This window comes from Methanobacterium formicicum, assembly GCF_029848115.1.
Classification (GTDB): Archaea; Methanobacteriota; Methanobacteria; order Methanobacteriales; family Methanobacteriaceae; genus Methanobacterium; species Methanobacterium formicicum.
Map to the genome: position 1 here is coordinate 20001 of NZ_JARVXG010000022.1, position 20394 is coordinate 40394.

Consider the following 20394-nt stretch of genomic DNA (forward strand, 5'->3'; position numbering starts at 1 on the left):
GTACTTCTGGACTATTAGGGCCATACTGGGGTCCAGTGATCGCGGGACTATCTGGGGCAGCATCTCATTAATGGTGACATCCAGTCCCATCTTCTTGAGGCCGAAGGCCATTTCCAGTCCAATAAGCCCGGCCCCCACCACCACTACTTTTTTACTCTTTTGGGCCCATTTTTTAATGGTTTCACCGTCTTTAATGGTCCTGATTTTAAATACTCCTTCCAAATCAGTTCCTTCAATGGGTGGGGTTATGGGTGCCCCTCCCGTGGCTATAACCAAATAATCGTAGGATAATTCCACAGATTCACCGGAGGGAATTCTGGAAAGAGGGTCTATTCTATTGTATTTGATGGTTTTTTCCCCACTGGAAACTTCAAATACCTCGGCCCGGGTTATAACTTCAATATCCCGCTCTAGGTAGTCTTCGGGCTGGTGCATGATGATGTCTTTAAAATGGTCGACTTGACCAGAGAGAACGTAAGGAATGGCACAGGGTGAGTAAGCTATATTTTCATCCCTGGTAATAACAGTTATTTTGGCGTTTTTATCTAGTTTTCTTATGTTTGAAGCAGTGGACAGTCCGCCTGCCCCTCCTCCGATTATTACAATTTTCATTAAAATGTTCACCTTCTTGATCACTACAAACTTACAACCATAAATTTATCATTTACCCTTGAATAATATTTGTTTAGATGCCGGGTGTAATTGGCAATTAAATATTTCCAATAAGCATTTAGAAGACTAATTTTTTATAAAATAACCATATTTGAGATTAAAACATTTATAACTGGGATATTATGGTTAAAAAAAGGGAGAGCAATATAAAAGTGGGGATAACCTGTAAGTGCCAGGACGCTGCTGTTGCCCGTCCTCCTTCCCTTCTCAGAAAAGTTCAGTGTAAAAAATGTGGTATTTTTTTCCGCACCAACCGTGCTAAAGATGGCCCTGATCTGTGTTTTAACTGTAGAACTGGCAGATAACCTATTAGAGAATCAGTATATCTATTTTTCCCGATTTAAATAAGAGTATTAAATTAAGGGGGAGATGCAGGTTAAAACATCTGCATTATCCCGGGGACAGTTCCGTAGATAATTAAGAGTGCTACAATTGCAATCATGACCCAAGAAACACTGGAAACTATTGTTCCAGTAATGTTTTCCGGTACTTTGTATCGCAGCAGTTCCTCAAATATATGTCCTCCATCAAGGGGCTTCATTGGGAGGAGGTTAAACAGGCCCACCATTAAATTCAAGGCGTAAATCCAGTAACACACATCAGCGAGGTTGTACAGGGACCAGGGAATTATTTCACCAAAGTTTTGGGCCACCTCCGGTTTAACCACAAGATGCGTTTCGCTACGTGTTCCAGGATAAGCTATTGATTGATTTGAAGGCTGGCCAGTTGCTGTTATGGTATATGTGCCCTTATCAGTGACATAAGTCATTTGATCCCCGGGTTTTGTTTTGTTCATGATTAGTTCGGTGTAAGCATTTCGATTATTAACCGAATATCCATTAATACTGGTTACAATCATGCCTTCCTGGAGTATTCCCTCAGAAGGGCCGTTGGGGGTAACACTTATGATTTTTAGTCCGTCTGATTGGAATGCATAGGGTATAAATGAGGATGTGAGAATAATCACCACCACCCATGCAATTGCAGCCAGTCCCAAGTTAAACATGGATCCTGCAGCGTATATGCGTAGTTTAACAGATCTTTTGGCTTTTTCAACATCTTCTTCATCTAGTTCCACGAATGCACCGGGCAGTACTGCCAGTAATATCACTCCAATTGATTTGATTTCTACTCCCTGGGCCCTGGCCAGTATCCCATGTCCAAATTCGTGGACCACCATCAACAGAATTAAAGCAATGATTCCAGCGAAAATGGGGATAAATATAGGAGATCCCGGTATATCCACTCCCGGTAAAAGCAGAGCAGTTGTTGGTTTCTGGAACATGACTTCTAGGGATAATATTATGGTGTACACCATGAAAGCCATACCTAAGACCGTGATGGGAATACCAATATTCATACTCCAACGCCAGAATTTGGGACTTAAATTGGCAATGTAATCTATCCATCCTCTCATTTTTTTGGTCCTTCTCATAAGAATGGGCCCATAAACATCTACTTTCAACTTATCTCTAAATAAAATCGCTAATATGTAGATAGAAACAAAGAAAATAGCATAGTATAATAAAACGTCCAAACCAGATCACCTTATGTTAGTTTAGTTACTTCCATGCTTTAAGCTTTTAGAGAATGGTAAGGGAGAACCTGGCACTCCTCTCCTTCCTCAATCCCTTCCAGGTTTTCAGGGATTATAATATAAGAATCAGAGTCCACCATTGATTTTATGATTCCCGAACCTTTGATCTTCAGGGGACGAACCAGGGGACCTTCAATCTTGGCCCTTATGTAATCAGTTCTACCTAAAGTGGAGGGTATTTTCCTCGATGCTTTTTTATGGATCACCAAGAGGTCCCGGGTAAGTCCCTGCATTTTAAGAAGTGCTTCCCGGACAAAAACATCGAACTGGACCATAGCTGCCACTGGAAAACCGGATAACATAAAAACAGGTTTGCCCTGGATCTGAGCAAAACCGAATGGTTTACCTGGCCTTAGAGACACTCCGTGAATGGGTACTTCACCCAATTTTTGGGCCACATCTACCACCACGTCTCCTTTACTGATAGCAGTCCCTCCTGTAGTGATCAAGGCGTCATACTCGTTTAGAAGTTTTTTAAAAAGCTGTTCTACCTGTTGGGCATTATCAATGGAGTGGAACATGTCGGGGGTGGATAGGCAGCTTTCCACCATGGATTTAATGGTAAAATGGTTTGAATTAATAACCTCTGGCCCTTCAATGTCTCTTTTGGGCATCACTAATTCACTACCAGTTATTATAACTGCAATTTTAGGTTTTTTACAAACTTTAACCCGGTCATAACCTGCTGAAGCGATGATTGCCAGTTCTGCAGGTCCCAATAACTGGCCATCTTTCAGGACCTGGTCGCCCTGCTTAAAGTCCTCTCCCGCAGGGGATATGTTTTCACCGGGCACTACTGATGTTTCCACGGTGATGGTGTCACCCTCTTCATGGGTGTACTCTTCCATGACCACTGCACTGGCACCGGAGGGTATTGGTGCCCCGGTGGCTATTTTAATGGCCTCGCCTGGTTTAAGTTTATGTCCTGATTTTTGCCCTGCCAGTATATTGCCCACTAGCTTTAACTGGAAAGGGTTGTTCTCGGAGTGCCCGAAACTATCTTCGGCTACTATAGCGTAGCCATCCATTGCTGAACGGTTGAAGGGCGGTGAATTTAAATAACTAGTAATTTCCTGGGCAATCACTCTCTGATTGGCTTCTTCCAATGGAATTTCTTCGATTCTGCTCTTTTCCAAGCAACTGTTAATGAGTTTTTGGGCCTCACTAGCGGCCATAAGTTTAGACAGAAACATGTTCATCATCCCGTTAAGGGTTTACATGGAAATGGGGGTGTGTTATAAGTTATCTAGAATCTTTAGATCCGGATTTCTAGTTAATTAAAGAACTTATAAAATGTATTTAAAGATTGTCATACCTCTTTATTATACTAAACAATTCCATTAACTTGGGTAAAGATGACATAAAAAGTTTGAATTGTTCGATAAATCGATTTAGGGATATTAAAATGGAAACAGTAGTCATTTTAACTGCAATATCTGCATTTGTATCCACGAACCTGGATGATATATTTATTCTCGCTGCATTTTTTGCAAATCCCGAGTTTGAGGCGAAAAATATAGTTTTAGGACAGTACCTAGGATTTGTTCTCCTTTTAATGGCGAGTTCCCTGGCATACTTTGCACAATTCTTCATTCCATTCCAGTGGATCAGCTTACTGGGATTTATCCCCCTATTTATGGGGATAAGGGGACTTATAAAACTCTGGAAACCAAAAAATCAGGATATTTCCCCGGAAAATGATATCAGATATGGGAAGGGCCGCAAGGTGGGGGTGGTGGCGTTAGTCACGGTAATTAATGGTGGGGATAATTTAGGGGTTTACGTGCCCCTTTTTGCCAGTATGAATGCCTATGGTCTTTTTATAACAGCCACTATCTTCCTGGTCCTGGTGGGGTTCTGGTGCATTTTAGGGTTTAAACTGGTGAACAACCACCTTTTAAGGGATAAGATTAGGAATTATGGTCACAAAATTCTCCCTTTAGTGATGATAACCATTGGGCTTTTGATTCTGTTAAGAGGGTGGTTATAAAGATGATGATTGGTGGGTCTGCTTTGGTTAAGTAAATAAAGAAGTTAGAGCCAAGTATATAAAGAGTGAGTTAATTTTTTTAATCCCGGGGAGAGATGTGACTTGAGCTTTGACCAGATAATGATTAAAATAGATTCCCTAAACAAGTCTTTCGGACACATCCAGGCACTGGAAAATTTAAACCTGGAAATAAAAAAAGGAGAATTACTGGGGATTATAGGGCCTAACGGTGCCGGGAAAACCACAGCCATCCGTATTATATGCTGTATATTGCAACCCAACTCGGGGGAAGTGACAGTTGGGGGTTACAGTATTCACCACGACCAGATCAAGATCAAATCCATGATCGGATACTTGCCGGAGGAACCCAACCTTTACGAACGTTTCAAGGCCCGTGAACTTTTAAGGTACTTTGGAGAGCTGTACGGTGTGCCCCGGGACCAGATTGAGGGGAGGATAGACCAGCTCCTGGAACTGGTGGGGATGAGCCACCGTGCTGATGACCGGATCAACACTTTCTCCAAGGGCCTCCGCCAGCGTATTGGCATTGCCCGGGCCCTGATCCACGACCCGGAGGTTATAATATTTGATGAGCCCACCATGGGCCTGGACCCGGCCACCTCCCAGGCCATACGCAACTTCATAAAAGAACTCAAAGGTGAAAAGACAGTTATCCTCTGCACCCATTACATGCACGAGGCTGACCTGCTGTGTGACCGGGTGGCCATTTTGAACCAGGGAAAGATTCTGGACATGGGAACACCCAAATATTTGAAGGAAAAAATACACGGGGATCTAATTCTACAGGTAAGGGTTCATGATCCTCAAAAGATTGACAGAAACCAGTTAATGGCCTTGGAGTCAGTGGAAGGAGTAAATCTGGATGGTAACCAGTTTTTGATCTCCCTGCACTCCCGGGAAGATATTCCCCACATAATCGATGTTTTCGGTGCCCAGACCATTGCCGTGAACACTAAAGAACCCACCCTGGACGATGTTTTTATTCAGACTACCCAATAAATCCGTAATGAAGCGGAAAATAACCGCTAAATCACCACAGACTTATCAAATGGAAGAATGGTTCATGTGGAGTTAATTTGTATCTTGGAAATGGGCGAATAATATGAATCTTAGCAAAAATTTCATGGTAATTGCTCGGTGGGAGCTGAAAAATACTTTAAAAAGTAAAAAATTCCTTCTCATATTCTTTATGCAGTTATCAGTCCTGGCCATGCTGATTTTAATGTTCAACTCCTTTGCCGCCACCATCGAATCGGATAAGGGGCTTTCCTTAACTCCGTCCCTGGTTGACTTCGCCACTCTGGATGTGGACGACCAGGGGGGCCTGTTTAAGAAAAGCATCGATCCAGAGGTAATAAAGGTCTACAGCACCAATGGTAATGATTCCCAGGCCCGCCTGGGAGCAGGCCAGACCAATGGGTTTTACACAGTTTCCCCTGATTCAATACAGAGGATACAGAATGGAGAGGTAGTAGACACCTTGCTGTATCTGGATTACTCTGATCCCCGGAGGAGCGTGGTTAGGGATGCTATTAACACCACCACCAAATCAGTTTCATCGGCTTTAACCCAGTCCTACCTGCAATCGGCCACTTCATCCAACACCAGCTCTCAAACTGGATTGAAGGAGGAAAAAACCGGGGAATCCCTCCCCATGCAGATCATCCGCAAGGTGATGCTGGTGGTCCTTCTCTTCTTACCCCTTTTCCTCTTTGGAAACATCATCATCGACAGTGTGGTGGGGGAAAAAGAGCGTAAAACCGGGGAAATACTGGTGGCCATGCCCCTTTCACCAGTGGAAATACTCCTGGGCAAAGGATTGGCGGTGGTGGTCATATCCGCCCTCCAGGTGGCCATGTGGGTGGCCGTCCTCCTAGCTGCAGGGTTCACCATAAACAATGTTATTGCGGTTTACCTCCTGGTGGTGCTCACGGCGTTGCCCATAGTGGGCCTCACTTCCATTATCGCCGCCTACGCCAAAAACTACAAGGAAGCAGGAATAGGGATTACCTTTGCCTACGTTCTGGTGGTGGGCTTTTTGATAGTCCCGGCCCTGGCATATATATCAAGAAAAAGTTTTTCAGCCAATATCTCCCCGATGACCACGGTAATGCGACTGTTTGCTGGTGAGGCAATTTCTCTCCCGGAAATCCTCATGTCCGTAACCCTGGTAATCTTCTTAAGCATGGTATTCTTTGGAATAGCTGCCTGGCTATTCCAGAGGGATGATGTGATGTTTGGGCCTAGACCTGGATTAATGAGGCTATTTTTAGAATTAATTGGTTTTAAAAAGCGCACGTGATTTTTATAAAACTGTGTGTTGTAAACCGTTCCTTCCCTATTTTTGAATTCATTCTGAGAAAATTCATTTGCAGTAAATTAATTTTCACCAGATCAAAACATTTAAATAATATGTAACATATTTCTTACATTAAATGTAATGTATTTTTTACATAGGCTTGATCGATGAGAAAAAAAAATGAAAACGCGAATTAAAGAATACAGAAAAGAACTCAAAATGACTCAGGAAGAGTTAGCAGAAGCGGTCAATGTGACCAGACAGACCATTATTGCTCTGGAACAGGGAAGATACAACCCTTCCCTGGTATTGGCTTACATGATAACTAAAGCACTGAAAAAGAGATATATGGAGGATGTTTTCTTGCTGGATGAACTGGGATGAAGTTCTACTACAACATTAAATATTATGAATAAAATATGATATTTGCTGAAATTAATAATAAGGAGGCGGTAATTTGGGAATTTATAGTTTGTCATTTAAAAACCTTAAAAGAAGAAAACTCAGAAGCGCCCTGACCATGCTGGGTATAATCATCGGTGTGGCCACCCTGGTGCTTTTAATGGGTGCGGGTACCGGAATGCAGTCCTACATGAAGGAACAGACCGAGACCATGATGGGAGATATCTCCATATACAACAGCTCCGGCGGAGCATACATGGGATCCACAATGGACTCTTACCTGGACCAAAAAACAGTATCGCAGATAAAAAACATGTCCCAGCTATACGATATTAAGGAGGAAACCACCTTCACCACGGAAATGAACAGAACTCCTCTGTACGTAATAGGATTATCTAACTGGGACCAGGTTAAATTCAACGGAACACCTGGTGTGGTTATAGACCAGTCCCTGGTTGATAAATTCGGTTACAAGATAGGCAGCACCATCACCATTAAAGAAAAAGACTTCACCGTAACTGGGATAACTAAGGAAACCACTGGAATGGGAATGGGCATCATATTTTTGGACGTGGATAAAGCCGTACCCCTGAACGATAATAAGGTTACCAGCATAAGTGCCAGTGCCCGGGGAGACCCCGAAACTGTTAAAAAAGAAGTGGAAAGTCAGGTTTCTGGAGTCACGGCCATGACCCAATCCGACTTTACCAAACAGATCGATGACATGATGAATGGTATTATGCTCTTTATCGGGGCTATTGCCAGTATAGGCCTTATCGTGGGAGTTATTAGTATTGTGAACATCATGCTGGTGAATGTAACCGAGAGAACCCGTGAAATTGGGGTTTTAAAGGCCATAGGATTCACCAACCGTGAGGTACTGGGTAGCATATTAATGGAAGCCGGTCTTTTAGGTTTTATTGGGGCCATGGTTGGCCTTATTCTGGCGGCAATCCTTCTACAGTTGGGTATAATTTTATTTGGAGCGCAGCTGGGAATGGAAGATGTCAGTTTGGCTTACATGCTCCCTGCCTGGCTGGTTTTAGCAGTGGTCGGCGGAGCCACTTTATTAAGTGTCCTGGCAGGTCTTTACCCTGCATGGAGGGCATCTAGACTCAATGTTGTGGAGGCACTGCGCTATGACTGATATACTAAAGGTTAAAGAAGTATGGAAAACATATAAAATGGGTGCAGAGGAAATCAATGCCCTGCAGGGAGTGGACTTCAAACTGGAAGAAAAAGCCTTCCTGGCAGTTATGGGTCCATCGGGTTCAGGAAAATCCACACTCCTGCACCTGGCTGGTATACTGGATCTTCCCACCAGGGGGGAGGTATTCCTGCAGGGGAAAAAAATCACGGAACTATCCAGTAAAGAGCAGGCCCATTTAAGGCGTACAGGGATTGGTTTCGTTTTCCAACGTTTCAATCTACTCTCACAGTTAACTGCTGAGGAAAATGTGATGCTTCCCATGATCAATCCTGATAAAAAGAAGGCCCGGGAACTCCTGGACAGGGTTGGGCTGGAAGGCAAATACGATAGACTCCCCACCCAGTTATCTGGGGGTGAAGAGCAGAGAGTGGCCATTGCCCGATCTCTGGCCAACGATCCCCTGTTAATACTGGCAGACGAGCCCACTGGGGAGTTGGATACTGCCAACAGTCAGATGATCATGGAACTTTTAACTGACCTGAATGCTGAGGGCATGAGTATCATCATCGTCACCCATGACCCCATGGCTGCAGAATATGCCCATAAAACTGTCCAGATGAGAGACGGAAAGATATTAGACTAATATCTGGAAGATCTCCTAAAAAGCGAAACGTAAACCCTGAACCATGAAAATCCCCACCACCCTGACTAAAATAATGGCCCTGGCCAAAAAAGAGGCCCGGGACATACTGCAAAACCGGATATACTTACTGGTGGTTCTGGTTCAGGTGTTTATTATTATCGGAGCAGTGGGGCTGGTTATGGTGGCTTCGGTGGCCAGTGACCCTACCCTTTTAGACCAGATAGGAATATCTTCTGCCCTGAATATAGGCCTACCTCAGGATCTGGAAGGGTCAAGCCTGTCACAGTATCTCGAACAACAGAAAATAACCTTAAACTATTATCCCAGTACGGAAGAGGCTAAAGCACAATTGGGGAAGAAGCTGGTAGCTATTGTGGATCTCTCCAGTTCGGGGGAAGTGGTGGCGCAGGTGGACACCTCCAATGTCTTTTATCCAGTGGTATCCACCAAGATCAGTGATGCAGTGACCAAGTTCAACACTGAAAAAACCTTGAAAAGCGCGGGCTTAAACCAGACCCAGGTGAACACCATCCAGAACCCGGTTAACTTCCAGGAAGTTAAAGTCAATCAGGATAAGCAGGTACCTCTGGCACTGGACAGTCCCTACTTCGTGGAGATGATCTACGGTTTTATAGTACCTTTTATTCTCCTTTTACCCTTTTTCCTGGCCAGCAACATTGTTACCGACAGTGTGGTGGGTGAAAAGGAGAGGAAAACCTTCGAGGTACTTTTAATGACTCCCCTATCCAGTTACATGGTTATAATTGGTAAAATAATTCCTATACTATTATTCTCCCTTATACAGAGTGTAGCCTGGATAATATTGCTGGATCTACTCCGGGTGCCTATATTCAACCCGGTTCTCATGGTAATAGTTCTATTTTTCATGGGCCTGGCCTTTATTGGGGTGGGGATACTCATCTCCATGTTGGTGGACAGTACCAAGGAGGCCAACTCGGCCATAACCTTGGTACTGGTATTTGCCACTTTCATACTGTTTATACCCCTCTTTGTAAAATCAGATATTTTTCAGGGGATATTCAACTTCATACCCACGGTTTTAATGGTTAAACTGGCAGTATCCCCTAAAATTCAGCCGGAAATTATGATATACCTGTTACCCACTCTGATTTTGTCTTTCCTCATATTTGTGGGAACAGTGCGGTCCTTCCGTCATGAACGAGCCATCCGGTTATGAAATAAACTGAGTATTTTTTTTATAAGTATTTCAAACAAGGTAAATCTTCAAACAAGGTAAATCACGGCACTCATAACCAGTGCTGAAATCAAGGGTATGGGAATGTTATCGTCAATGGGGCTGTAGGCTTCGGTTAGAGTTCCGCCCAAAGCCCCTGCGAGTGCAGGGATAAGTGGTAACTGGGTGAGAGAAACCACCAATCCTACCACCAGGAAAGCCAGGCTTCCTTCCAGGGTTTTACGTGATTGGAAAGGCAATTTTATTTTTCCAAATTTTCGACCAATCAGGGTGGATGCTGAATCACCAAAGAGCAGGATCAAAATGGCGGCATTGGCAATGCTCATGTTGAATTGGAAAAGGCTTAGAGTGAGGATTATACCTATAAAAAAGTAAACAAATCCCCTTTCATCCTCATCACGCTTGGCAATTCGAAAAATAGTGGAAAAAAAGGGAATATGGTGATGGTGGTCCAGCCGGAACACTACAATCACAAAGGCCAGTATGGCCACGCACAGGATAATGAGGAATTTTGGGGGTAAAATATAACTTAAAAAAACGATGAAGACTCCGGAAGCATGAATTAGCTGCCTCCAGAGTTCTTTCTTCATACTATCAGACCATATGTTTATTTTTAGTATATCTATCTGTTTATGCTACTTTGTATTGTATTGGGGGCTTCATCAGGCCATGAACTTCTCTATAACTCCATGGTAAGAGTCTTTAAGTTGCTGGATGTTTATTTCAATGTTCGACGGCTTTAATTTAAGAGAAGTTCCTTTAACCGAACCAATGGCAGCTGCTGGGACATTCATCCTCTTCAAAGTGTTCAATATTTCTGCAGAGGCTCCTTCTTTTACAGTCACTAGATAACGGGCGTGGGATTCTGAGAAGAGTATTTCCGGATCAGAAAGACCTTCCGCACCAGGAACTGCTGATAAATCTACACTAGCTCCCATGTCTCCTTTAATGGCCATTTCTCCCAGGGCCACTCCTAATCCGCCTGTGGATAAATCGTGAACTGCAGTAACCTGCCCCTCAACATCGTTTTGGATTAGCTCCAGTACTGCCCGGGCAGAAGCGTATTCCTCTTCGAGGTTAACCTGGGGTGCTTCTCCCTGCACCACTCCGTGCACTGTCTTATGGTATTCGGATCCATCCATCTCGGGACGGGTGGTTCCAATGACCAGGATTTGGTCCCCTTCATTTTTGAATTCCATGGTTCGGATATCGGGGATGTCCATGATTCCAGCCACACTAACCACTGGTGAGGGGTTAACCGTTACTCCTTCGGTTTCATTGTAGAAACTCACATTTCCACTGATAACTGGTAACTGGAACTGGTTGGCAATATCGGACATTCCCTGCACGCACTCTTTAAACTGCCAGAATACCTCTGGCTTTTCCGGGTTTCCGAAGTTAAGGCAGTCCACCAGGCACAGTGGTTCTGATCCCATGGCCACTACGTTGCGTATGGCCTCGGCCACTGCACCGGCACCTCCCTGGTAGGGGTCCAGGTAGCAGTGTATGCTGTTACAGTCACTGGTTAGGGTAAAAGCCTTTTCATCGTCCACTTTTAAGACCGCGGCGTCATCTCCGGGTTTAACCACGGTACGTATTTGCACTTCGTGGTCGTACTGGCGGTAGACCCATTTTTTGCTGGCAATGTTCTGACTGGAAAGTAGATTTAACAGGGCCTCATCCAGTGGTCCGTCCTCCACTTCCACGTATTTTTCATCTTTAACTGGCTCTATGGCTTCACGTTCCACCAGGGGTGGGTCAGCCAGAAGTTGGGTGGGTAGATCGGCTATTAATTCTCCTTCCCGGGTGACCACCATGTGTCCAGTATCGGTGACCTGACCAATCACTGCGTAGGGTAGTTCATGCTTATCAAATATTTGAACTAAGCCATCAACATCATGAGGGTTAACCACAAATACCATTCTTTCCTGTGACTCAGAAAGCATTATTTCGTAGGGAGTCATTCCTTCCTCCCGTAGTGGCACTTTGGTCAACTCCATCTGGGCTCCGTTACCACTTTTATCTGCCATTTCAGAAATACAGCAGGTGAGGCCTCCACCGCCCAGGTCCTTCAATCCCTGCACGTTAACTTTCTCCAGGGCTTCGAAGGTGGCTTCCATAACCTGTTTTTTAGTGAAGGGATCACCCACTTGCACTGCCGGCCGGCTTTCCAGTTCAGAGGCAGAGGTGAGTTCCTCCGAGGCGAAGGTCACTCCGTGGATTCCATCCCGTCCAGTACGTCCTCCCATCAGCACGAAGACATCTCCCACATTGGGGGCTATTCCCCTTACAATCTCATCTTTACGTACAATACCGGCACAGACTACGTTTACCAGGGGGTTGAACTTGAAGTTATCCTCAAATTCCACTTCTCCCCCTACGGTGGGTATACCTACCCGGTTACCATAGTCTGAGATTCCTTTCACTACGTATTCAAAGATGTAACGTGACCTCTGGTCCTCCATGGGTCCGAAACGCAGAGAGTCTAACAGGGCCACGGGCATTGCTCCCATGGAAATAATATCCCTTATAATTCCACCGATTCCTGTACCGGCTCCACCGTAGGGTTCTACAGCGGAGGGGTGGTTGTGGCTCTCCATCCCCATAACCAGGGCCAGTTCATCGGTGAGTTCTACGATTCCTGCGTCATCTCCGGGCCCCATTATAACCTTTTCTCCCTCGGTGGGGAATAATTTAAGTATGGGTCGGCTACTCTTGTAGGAACAATGTTCTGAGAACATTATGTCCAGCATACCTTCTTCCAGGGGGTTGGGGTCCCGTCCCAGTACTTCTTTGATGTATTCCAGTTCATCTTTGGTTAAAGTCATGCTACATCTCCCTTTTTTGCCTTGATTAATATTCAGGACTTTTTAATACTTATGGTTAATTTGTAATCTTCAATATTCCATTTCTTGGTGTAATCCCCATCTTCATCGGTAAACTGGAGATTTTGTGCCCTTACTTCGTGGGATATGAAATCAAGATGTGGGTTTACCAGTGAACTGAACTCTGGACTGCAGTTGACATAAACATCTATATTGGCTTCCACATCCAGATCCAGGTCTTTTCTCATATCCTGTATCCTTCTTATGAGTTCACGGGACATGGCCTCTGACAATATATCCGGGGTGAGTTCGGTGTCCACGAAAACGCTTCCCTGGGCAAACTCGGCACTTACCACGTTATCTGGTAGTTCAGTTTCAAACACCACGTCACCTTCTTCCAGGGTGATGGTTTTATCCTCCAGTTCCACCAGATACTTTCCTTCAGATTCCATTGCCGCTACAATCTGGGCACCATCAACTGATGCTAATTTACCAGCAACTTTAGGAACGTCTCCCCGTAGTTTAGGCCCTAATGTCTTCATGTTAGGGGAGGCCAGAACTTTAAGGCCTTCAAACTCCTCTAAAATCTGCACACCCTTGGTGTTGGCCTGTTCAGTGAGGACATCGGTGAGTGCTTCCACTGCTTGGGTCACCCTATGGTCTTCGGTGACAATAACAATTTCTCGCACCGGCCAGCGGAGCTTGTAACGGGCCACATCACGGGCCCGGGCACAGGCCTCAATTATATCCCTTAATATGTCCATGTTGGTTTCCAGTTCCTGATCGATGATTTCCTGGTCCAGACACCAGTCCAGCATGTGCACACTATCGGGAGCATCTTTATCCACGCCACGGACCAGGTTCTGGTAGATCTCCTCGGTAACATGGGGGGCTATGGGTGCCAAGATGGTTATCAAATTCTTAAGCACATGGTAAAGAGTGTAATATGCTCCCAGTTTATCCGGGTCATCTTTTTCCACCCAGGTACGTCCCCTTATCAGGCGCACGTACCAGCGGCTTAAGTCCTCCAGTATAAAGTGGTTCAAACTGCGGGTGGCCTTGTGCAGGTGCAGGGAATCCATGGCCTCAGTGACCTCCAGGGCCACGGAGTGGACCCGGGAAGTAATCCAGCGGTCTTCATCACGGAACTTAAGATCATCAGGAGAGTGTAAAGTAGGATTAAATTCATCCAGGGCCATATAGGTGGTGCTGAAGACGTAAACATTCCATAAAATGTTGAACATTTTATTTACAGTGCCCAGTTCTTCCCAGTTGAACTTCAGGTCGTCCCATGGTTTGTTACCCCAGAGCAGGTAGAAACGGAGGACATCTGCCCCGTATTTTTGGATCACCTCATCGGGTTCCACCACGTTCCCCAGGGATTTGCTCATCTTTTTTCCTTCTTCATCCAGGGTGAAACCGTGCATCAGAACCCTCTGGTAGGGTACACTATCCATGGCGATTACTCCACAGCCCATCTGGGAATAGAACCATCCTCTGGTCTGGTCATGGCCTTCGGTAATGAACTGGTAGGGGTACCATTCTTCAAACATTTCCTTTTCTTTGGGGTAGTGAAGAGCAGCCCATCCTGCCACTCCGGAGTCGATCCACACATCCAGAACATCTGGGGTTCTTTGCATCTTCCCCCCACAGGAGCAGCCCAGCTTTATCTCATCCACGTGTGGCCGGTGGATGAAATCACCCTCTAGCTGGCCTTCCACTATTTTCTCCTGTAGCTCGTCTAGGGATCCTATCACTTCCATCTTCCCACAGTCTTCACAGAGCCAGATGGGTATGGGTATGCCCCAGTACCTTTGTCGGGAAATGGTCCAGTCTCGGGCGTTTTCTATCCAGTTACGGAACCGGCTTTCACCAGCCCAGGAGGGCACCCATTCCACCTTGTCCAGTTCACTGAGCATCTGGTCTTTGATGGCAGTGACCTTTAAAAACCACTGTTTGGTGGCCAGGTAGATGATGGGGGTTTTGCACCTCCAGCAGAACCCGTAACGGTGGTCGATGATGCCCTCTTTAAAGAGGAGATGATGGGAATCCAGGTCGGCAATTATGTAAGGGTCGGCATCCTTCACAAACTGACCCTGATATTTCCCTGCGCCTGCAGTAAATAAACCTGCTTCATCAACTGGGCAGAATATGGGCAATCCGTATTGTTTTCCTATTTCAAAGTCATCGGGACCGTGTCCCGGTGCGGTGTGTACACAACCGGTTCCTTCAGTGAGGGTTACATGTTCACCAGGGAGTATACGGTAATTGAAATCAATTTTAGCTTTTGAGTCGCTTTGAAAGGTAGTATGGGCATAATCGGGGGTTATTAAACCTGTAAGGGGATGTTCATATTCAGTTCCTTCCAGATCACTTCCCTTGACTACTTTTACTATTTCATAATCCTGTTCCGGGAAGGTAGCTTCCACCAGGGCTTCAGCCATCAGGTAAACTACGTCCATGCCTTCATTTTCAACTTTAACATAGGCATAATCGTAATCAGGATGCACACAAACTGCCAGGTTGGCCGGTAGTGTCCAGGGAGTGGTGGTCCATACTAAAATATACTCATTTTCCTGGCCTTTTAATGGGAATTTAACGTAGATGGAGGGGTCTTCCTTGTTTTCATAGTCGATCTCGGCCAGGGCCAGTGCAGTTTCGCATCTAGGGCACCAGGTGATAACCCGCAGGTCGTTTACCAGGAGTTCCTTTTCATGAGCTCTTTTAAGGGTCCACCAGCAGCTTTCCATGTACTGGGTGTCGAAAGTCACATATGGATTGTCCCAGTCCATCCAAACCCCCATCATCTGGAATTGTTTGGTCATAAGGGCCTGGTTTTCCACGGCAAACTCCTTACATTTGTTAACGAAATTTTCGATGCCTATGCTCCTTTCAATTTCCTTCTTACTTTTAAGTCCCAGGAGTCCTTCCACCTTGTGTTCAATGGGCAGGCCGTGGGTGTCCCATCCAGCCTGTCTGCGGACGTTGAATCCGGACATGGATTTGTAACGGAGGAAACTGTCCTTTATTGTTTTGTTCCAGGCAGTTCCCAGGTGAATCCGGCCACTGCAGTATGGTGGGCCGTCTAAAAATGAGAATTTAGGGTGGTCCTTCCTTAAATCTTTAGTAAGCTGATAAGTATGGTTATCATCCCAGAATTTCTGTATTTTCTCTTCGATTACTTTAGACTGGTATGATCGGGGGGCTTCCTTGATTGCCATCTAACATTTCTCCTTGAAAGTAATTGTACCTCTCAGGTACCTGAATGAATTAAACCAAATTATTAATTATACATTACAAACTTTGTTACCAGCCTTTTATATCCTTTTATATAACAGTGCTCACGGTGGAATTGGGTAGTTATAACCAAAAATAGGATAAATAACTGATTAAAAAAGTGTTTAAAAAGTGATAAGTAAATAAAAATAATATTATGGAAAAATAAAGGGGATGAACCAATTTTTAGAAGGTTCGAACTTTTCCCTTTATTAACATCTCAGTTATCTTGTTGATATCTGCTAACCATGTGTCCATAACGCCCTGAACTTCTTTTTGGACTTTGCCCATTTCGTAACCCTTTTCCAGGATGAGCTGGGCACTAGCTGCTTTTGGCTGGTCAATAGGGGCTCCAATCTGGCTTAAAATCATTATATTAACTTGATTTATTCCTTCCACTTCTTTAACTATGTCATTGGCCATCTGATTAGATAAAAGGTTGTATATTTTACCAACATGGTTGATGGGGTTTTTACCAGAGGTGGCTTCCATGGACATTGGTCGGTTGGGAGTAATTAATCCATTAGCTCGGTTTCCACGTCCTACTGATCCGTCATCACCCATTTCTGCCGAGGTCCCGGTTACGGTGAGGTAATAACCCTTTTCAGTATCACAGGAGGGGTCATCTCCAGTGTTGATGTAGGTTTTAACTTCTCTGGAAGTGTGTTTCAGGGCTAGTTCAGTTACAATATCGTTTAGCTCTTCCTTGGTGTTCAGGTAAGATTCAACACCATCCACATATTTGGATATCATGGCCACGGCCACGGTGAGGGTTATCTGGTCTCGGTCACGCAGACCCATTACTTTGATATCTTCCCCTACCTGGGGGTATTTTTTCTTGAATGATTTAGAGTTTAGGAGTTCTTCAATGGCCATAACCATGCTTTCGGTTTCGGAGAATGGAGCAAAACCCACTCCAAACGAGGTATCATTGGAAGCAGGCATTCCTTCCCTTTTGAAAACATCCACCAGATCCCCGGATCCATGACCAATTTTACATTCCACCACAGTGCAGGTTTCCACGTCCAGGTTGATGAGGCTTTCTTTGAGGTACTCTTTGGCAGCACCAATGGCTATTCGGTCAATACCTATCTTTTTACCTTCGTATTCTGGAACTCCCCTTCCGGTAAGGAGGATGTCCATGGGTTTGATTATGTCTCCACCACCAAATTCAGGGGAGGACTCTCCCGCAGTTATCTGCACTTCATCGGTGTTATGGTGTAGTACACCTCCGAAGTGATCCAGGTAAGCGTTGCACAGGCCACGGCTAACTGATTCTGCAATTCCGTCACTGATACTGTCCGGGTGGCCGATACCTTTCCTTTCCACGATTTCTATCTCTTGCTCCTCAATGGGCTTTTGAATAAGCTCTTCAACGAAAATATTTCTCATACAAGATCCCTCAAACTATAAAAAACCTATTATGATGATTTAGGTAAACTATTCACTGGGCTATTTTTCTCCAACCATAGTTTTTTTATTTTCTATTTAATTGATACTCATAATGTGTACTCTATGCCATTTGGCTTGAATGATATAAAAAATGATCGGTGTTTTTTTGATTTAAGGTAGGATCGGGTAGGCCAAGAAGGGGCACCACATCCTTCCCCTGCACATCACATTGGTTTACACTAATTTAAAGGATTACATCACTTTTTCCCCAATTCAAAAGTTTTAATGACTGAAAAAAGTTTTTATAATTCCCTAATCTTGGAAATAAATATGGAAATCAGTATATTATGTAGATATTCTTTAGTTTCCTAGAACTGGCAAGAAAAGGTGACTAGGAATAGTTATTCGGTTAAATTTTTATTCACGGATTAATCCAAAATTTAATCCTTCATAAACCTTAGATAGTATAGGGAATAGATACAAAAACTAAAATAAAGGATTCAGTACCAATCCAGAACAGGTAACCTACGGTGTAATAATGGCGGACAGTGAAAAATCGAGTTATGTATTCCTGGTGAATAAAACTAAAGCCACTAATCTGGGAAATGCCGATGTGGCCAACAGTTTTTTCTCCAGATTCAAGGGATTGATGATGGTAAAAAATTTAGAAAGGGGTTTAATCCTCAAATTGCCATCTGATAGGAGTAGAAGGGCATCAGCTATCCATATGTTCTTCATGCGTATACCCCTGGATGTCATCTTCGCGGATTCAGAAAAAAAGGTGGTGGACATTGTTACTCTTGATCCCTGGACCACTTACACTCCAGTGGCACCAGCACGCTATGTAATAGAACTGGAAAAGGGCAAATTAAAAGAATCTAATACAGAAATCGGTGATGAATTGGATTTCACCTGTGAACAGGCCTGAATCATATAACCAGCAGGGCAGTGGTGGGAAGGGGGAGGGGTGAGATAGGATTGACTTTCAGATTAGGGGATAAAAATATAAAGAGGGGATATCGTGGAGTTGAAGGTTAAAATCATTGATTATGGATTTTCAGATAGTTTAAAACGATATTATGTCACTTACCAGGTTACCGGGCTGGGAGGTGATGATCTGAGTAAGCTAATCCAACGTTTGCCGGATCCAATCACAGTCCAGGGGGATGAAATCCATCTCAATACCTACTTTGAGGAAGGGTATTATCCCTTTGGCACTGAAGATTCGCAAAACCGCCTGGAAGACTATATAGCCAGAGAAGAGCTGGAAATGACTGCATACCTCCTGGGCTTATTGGAAGATGATTGAGGATTTTTAAGGTTCAGGGTATGCTTTACCCTCTTCCTGATCCATTGCAGGTAAAGAATAGTGCAAATGGGCGAAAAGCCATTCATTGTTTTTTTCTTCAACAACTGCACTTAATCGGCCGGGTAAGTATATTTCCTGACCATTTACATGAGCTTCCATGTTCATATGGCAGGATAACCAGGCCACTTGGCCGGAGGCAGAAATGGTAACATCCCGGTATTTAATTCGAATGCGGGTGGCCTGTTCTAAGTCTCTTTCAAAGCCACAGCGTAGTTCTTCACTCCCTTTAACCCATTCATCAAAACCAGTCCCAATAACCACCAGATCATCCTCGGGAACAAATAGTTTCAACATCCCCTCAATATCTTTATCTTGATATCCTTGAGAGTACTTTTCTAAGAGTTTAAATACTGCATTTTTCACTTGTTCATTGGCTTCCATATTTTTATCCCTCTAAACTATATAAGAACACATGACATGTTTTTCAATTAACCCTATTCCAAAAACTTGATCTATGTTATGATTCATTGTCTGATTTCAATCTCTTTAAGGGCTACTTTAGCAACTTTTCGCACCACTGGATTCTCATCTTCAGTTGCCCTTTGAAGTACATCCACTGCCCGCTGGTCACCAACTATGGAAAGACTGAGTGCAGCCCCGTACCTTACATTGGCTTTTTCATCAGACATGGATTTAATTAAAGGTTCCACAGTTTGTTCGTCCTCAAAAACCCCCAGGGCCAGGGCAACTGCCTCTCGAACATGCCAATCTTCATCATCTAATGCTTCAATCAGTGGTTCAATGGCATCCGGCTCTCCGACTTCCGCTAAAAGTTCAGCAGCATCTTCACGAACCTTCCAATCCTCATTTTTAAGTTCTTCCAAGAGAAAATCTATCCTTTTATGCTCTTCAGCCATTTTTTAGTCCCCCTCATGTTTCCAATAATGGTCCAGCTTAGGAAGTGGTCCATGGTATTAATATGATTTTCAAGCTTAATTATCTTTCAAAAACTATCAGGGTCAATTGGGAATTTTAATCGTGAGATTTAAAATTAGATAGACTCAGGGGCTACAGTTTATTAAAATTAAAAAAAAAATGAGGGGAATTTATTCCTGTATTAAAGATAGGATTGTTGAAGGATCTTTAAGAACTTTAACCCCTTCCAATTTGTGTAGTTTCCTGCTGTTTTCCACATCGATCTCTCGCATGTGGATGGTGATGATGCTACCCCCACTCACTGCACCGTAGGGGCAGGCCACCTGGCAGGCAGCACATCCTTCACATTTAAGAAGGTTTATCTCAATCCCGGGAGTGATGGCGTCAGGGGGGCAAGCGGCAGCAGCTTCACAGGTATCGCAGTTTTGACATAACTCCAGTTCCAGTTTGGAGGGGAGTACTGTTTCCAGGTCTCCGGATTCCAGGTCCACTGGTACCAGCAGGGTTTTGATCTTTCCTTTACCGGATTGGGCCACGACGTTGGTCACCAGGCTGTCGGCAATTCCGTGTACCAGTTTGGCAATGGTGTTGGAGGTGGTGGGGGAAACAATCAGTAGATCGTACCTTCCCAAGGAAAAACGGCCAGATATGGGATAACTCCACATC

The 20394-nt window shown here is 44.3% G+C and carries 20 protein-coding genes (1 of these 20 cut by a window edge); 10 read left to right on the forward strand and 10 right to left on the reverse strand.

Features of this window, described 5'->3' with window-relative positions; all coding sequences use genetic code 11:
• Positions 1-612 carry the beginning of an FAD-dependent oxidoreductase gene (locus tag QC759_RS01235; RefSeq protein WP_048072787.1) on the reverse strand. 759 nt of this gene lie to the left of the window's left edge, so 612 of the gene's 1371 nt are visible here — the first part of the coding sequence; the start codon lies at positions 610-612; its stop codon lies off the left edge, out of view.
• A 182-nt stretch (positions 613-794) separates the two neighbouring features.
• Between QC759_RS01235 and QC759_RS01240 the strand changes: the two genes are divergently transcribed.
• Positions 795-977: a hypothetical protein gene (locus QC759_RS01240; protein WP_048072786.1), complete on the forward strand. Its 183-nt coding sequence runs from the start codon at positions 795-797 to the stop codon at positions 975-977.
• A gap of 71 nt (positions 978-1048) precedes the next feature.
• Here the strand turns inward: QC759_RS01240 and QC759_RS01245 are convergent, their stop codons facing one another.
• Together QC759_RS01245 and QC759_RS01250 are read right to left on the reverse strand one after the other, a co-directional pair.
• The gene (locus tag QC759_RS01245) at positions 1049-2209 is read right to left on the reverse strand and encodes a site-2 protease family protein (RefSeq protein WP_048072785.1); all 1161 of its coding nucleotides are present in this window, start codon (positions 2207-2209) and stop codon (positions 1049-1051) included.
• A 38-nt stretch (positions 2210-2247) separates the two neighbouring features.
• Entirely contained in the window at positions 2248-3462 is a 1215-nt protein-coding gene (locus tag QC759_RS01250) for a molybdopterin molybdotransferase MoeA (protein ID WP_048072784.1), read from the reverse strand.
• A gap of 212 nt (positions 3463-3674) precedes the next feature.
• On the opposite strand from QC759_RS01250, the gene QC759_RS01255 reads away from it, so the two are divergent.
• From QC759_RS01255 to QC759_RS01285, 7 genes are all read left to right on the forward strand, one after another.
• On the forward strand, positions 3675-4259 hold the full coding sequence (locus QC759_RS01255) for a cadmium resistance transporter (protein WP_048072783.1): 585 nt from the start codon (positions 3675-3677) through the stop codon (positions 4257-4259).
• A gap of 120 nt (positions 4260-4379) precedes the next feature.
• Complete coding sequence (locus QC759_RS01260) at positions 4380-5279, forward strand: ABC transporter ATP-binding protein (RefSeq protein WP_048073866.1); 900 nt, start codon at positions 4380-4382, stop codon at positions 5277-5279.
• A gap of 103 nt (positions 5280-5382) precedes the next feature.
• On the forward strand, positions 5383-6582 hold the full coding sequence (locus QC759_RS01265; RefSeq protein ID WP_048072782.1) for an ABC transporter permease: 1200 nt from the start codon (positions 5383-5385) through the stop codon (positions 6580-6582).
• 177 nt (positions 6583-6759) lie between these two features.
• Positions 6760-6963, forward strand: a complete 204-nt coding sequence (locus QC759_RS01270; RefSeq protein ID WP_048072781.1) for a helix-turn-helix transcriptional regulator — start codon at positions 6760-6762, stop codon at positions 6961-6963.
• Between the two features lie 88 nt (positions 6964-7051).
• Positions 7052-8128: an ABC transporter permease gene (locus QC759_RS01275; protein WP_231553440.1), complete on the forward strand. Its 1077-nt coding sequence runs from the start codon at positions 7052-7054 to the stop codon at positions 8126-8128.
• Complete coding sequence (locus tag QC759_RS01280) at positions 8121-8774, forward strand: ABC transporter ATP-binding protein (protein ID WP_048072779.1); 654 nt, start codon at positions 8121-8123, stop codon at positions 8772-8774. Before QC759_RS01275 ends, QC759_RS01280 begins: the two co-directional genes overlap by 8 nt.
• 43 nt (positions 8775-8817) lie before the next feature.
• Positions 8818-9972, forward strand: coding sequence for an ABC transporter permease (locus QC759_RS01285; protein WP_048072778.1), 1155 nt, complete (start codon positions 8818-8820; stop codon positions 9970-9972).
• A gap of 47 nt (positions 9973-10019) precedes the next feature.
• Here QC759_RS01285 and QC759_RS01290 read toward each other — a convergent pair whose 3' ends face one another.
• From QC759_RS01290 to QC759_RS01305, 4 genes are all read right to left on the reverse strand, one after another.
• Positions 10020-10580: a diacylglycerol/polyprenol kinase family protein gene (locus tag QC759_RS01290; RefSeq protein WP_048072777.1), complete on the reverse strand. Its 561-nt coding sequence runs from the start codon at positions 10578-10580 to the stop codon at positions 10020-10022.
• 72 nt (positions 10581-10652) lie between these two features.
• Positions 10653-12818, reverse strand: coding sequence for a phosphoribosylformylglycinamidine synthase subunit PurL (gene purL, locus QC759_RS01295; RefSeq protein ID WP_048072776.1), 2166 nt, complete (start codon positions 12816-12818; stop codon positions 10653-10655).
• Between the two features lie 32 nt (positions 12819-12850).
• Positions 12851-16036 (reverse strand): isoleucine--tRNA ligase, encoded by a 3186-nt coding sequence (gene ileS, locus QC759_RS01300; RefSeq protein WP_048072775.1) that lies wholly within the window; start codon positions 16034-16036, stop codon positions 12851-12853.
• Positions 16037-16277: 241 nt separating this feature from the next.
• Positions 16278-17483 carry a methionine adenosyltransferase gene (locus QC759_RS01305; protein WP_048072774.1) on the reverse strand — a complete coding sequence of 402 codons (1206 nt, stop codon included), beginning with the start codon at positions 17481-17483 and terminating at the stop codon, positions 16278-16280.
• A 538-nt stretch (positions 17484-18021) separates the two neighbouring features.
• On the opposite strand from QC759_RS01305, the gene QC759_RS01310 reads away from it, so the two are divergent.
• Positions 18022-18411, forward strand: a complete 390-nt coding sequence (locus QC759_RS01310) for a DUF192 domain-containing protein (protein ID WP_048072773.1) — start codon at positions 18022-18024, stop codon at positions 18409-18411.
• 93 nt (positions 18412-18504) lie between these two features.
• The gene (locus QC759_RS01315) at positions 18505-18792 is read left to right on the forward strand and encodes a DUF5750 family protein (protein ID WP_048072772.1); all 288 of its coding nucleotides are present in this window, start codon (positions 18505-18507) and stop codon (positions 18790-18792) included.
• A 6-nt stretch (positions 18793-18798) separates the two neighbouring features.
• On the opposite strand, the gene QC759_RS01320 is transcribed toward QC759_RS01315, so the two are convergent.
• From QC759_RS01320 to QC759_RS01330, 3 genes are all read right to left on the reverse strand, one after another.
• Positions 18799-19233: a nuclear transport factor 2 family protein gene (locus QC759_RS01320; RefSeq protein ID WP_048072771.1), complete on the reverse strand. Its 435-nt coding sequence runs from the start codon at positions 19231-19233 to the stop codon at positions 18799-18801.
• A gap of 83 nt (positions 19234-19316) precedes the next feature.
• Complete coding sequence (locus QC759_RS01325; RefSeq protein WP_048072770.1) at positions 19317-19709, reverse strand: HEAT repeat domain-containing protein; 393 nt, start codon at positions 19707-19709, stop codon at positions 19317-19319.
• A gap of 189 nt (positions 19710-19898) precedes the next feature.
• Positions 19899-20394 (reverse strand): flavoprotein (locus tag QC759_RS01330; protein WP_279844745.1); only part of this gene is annotated, 496 nt, incomplete at its 5' end.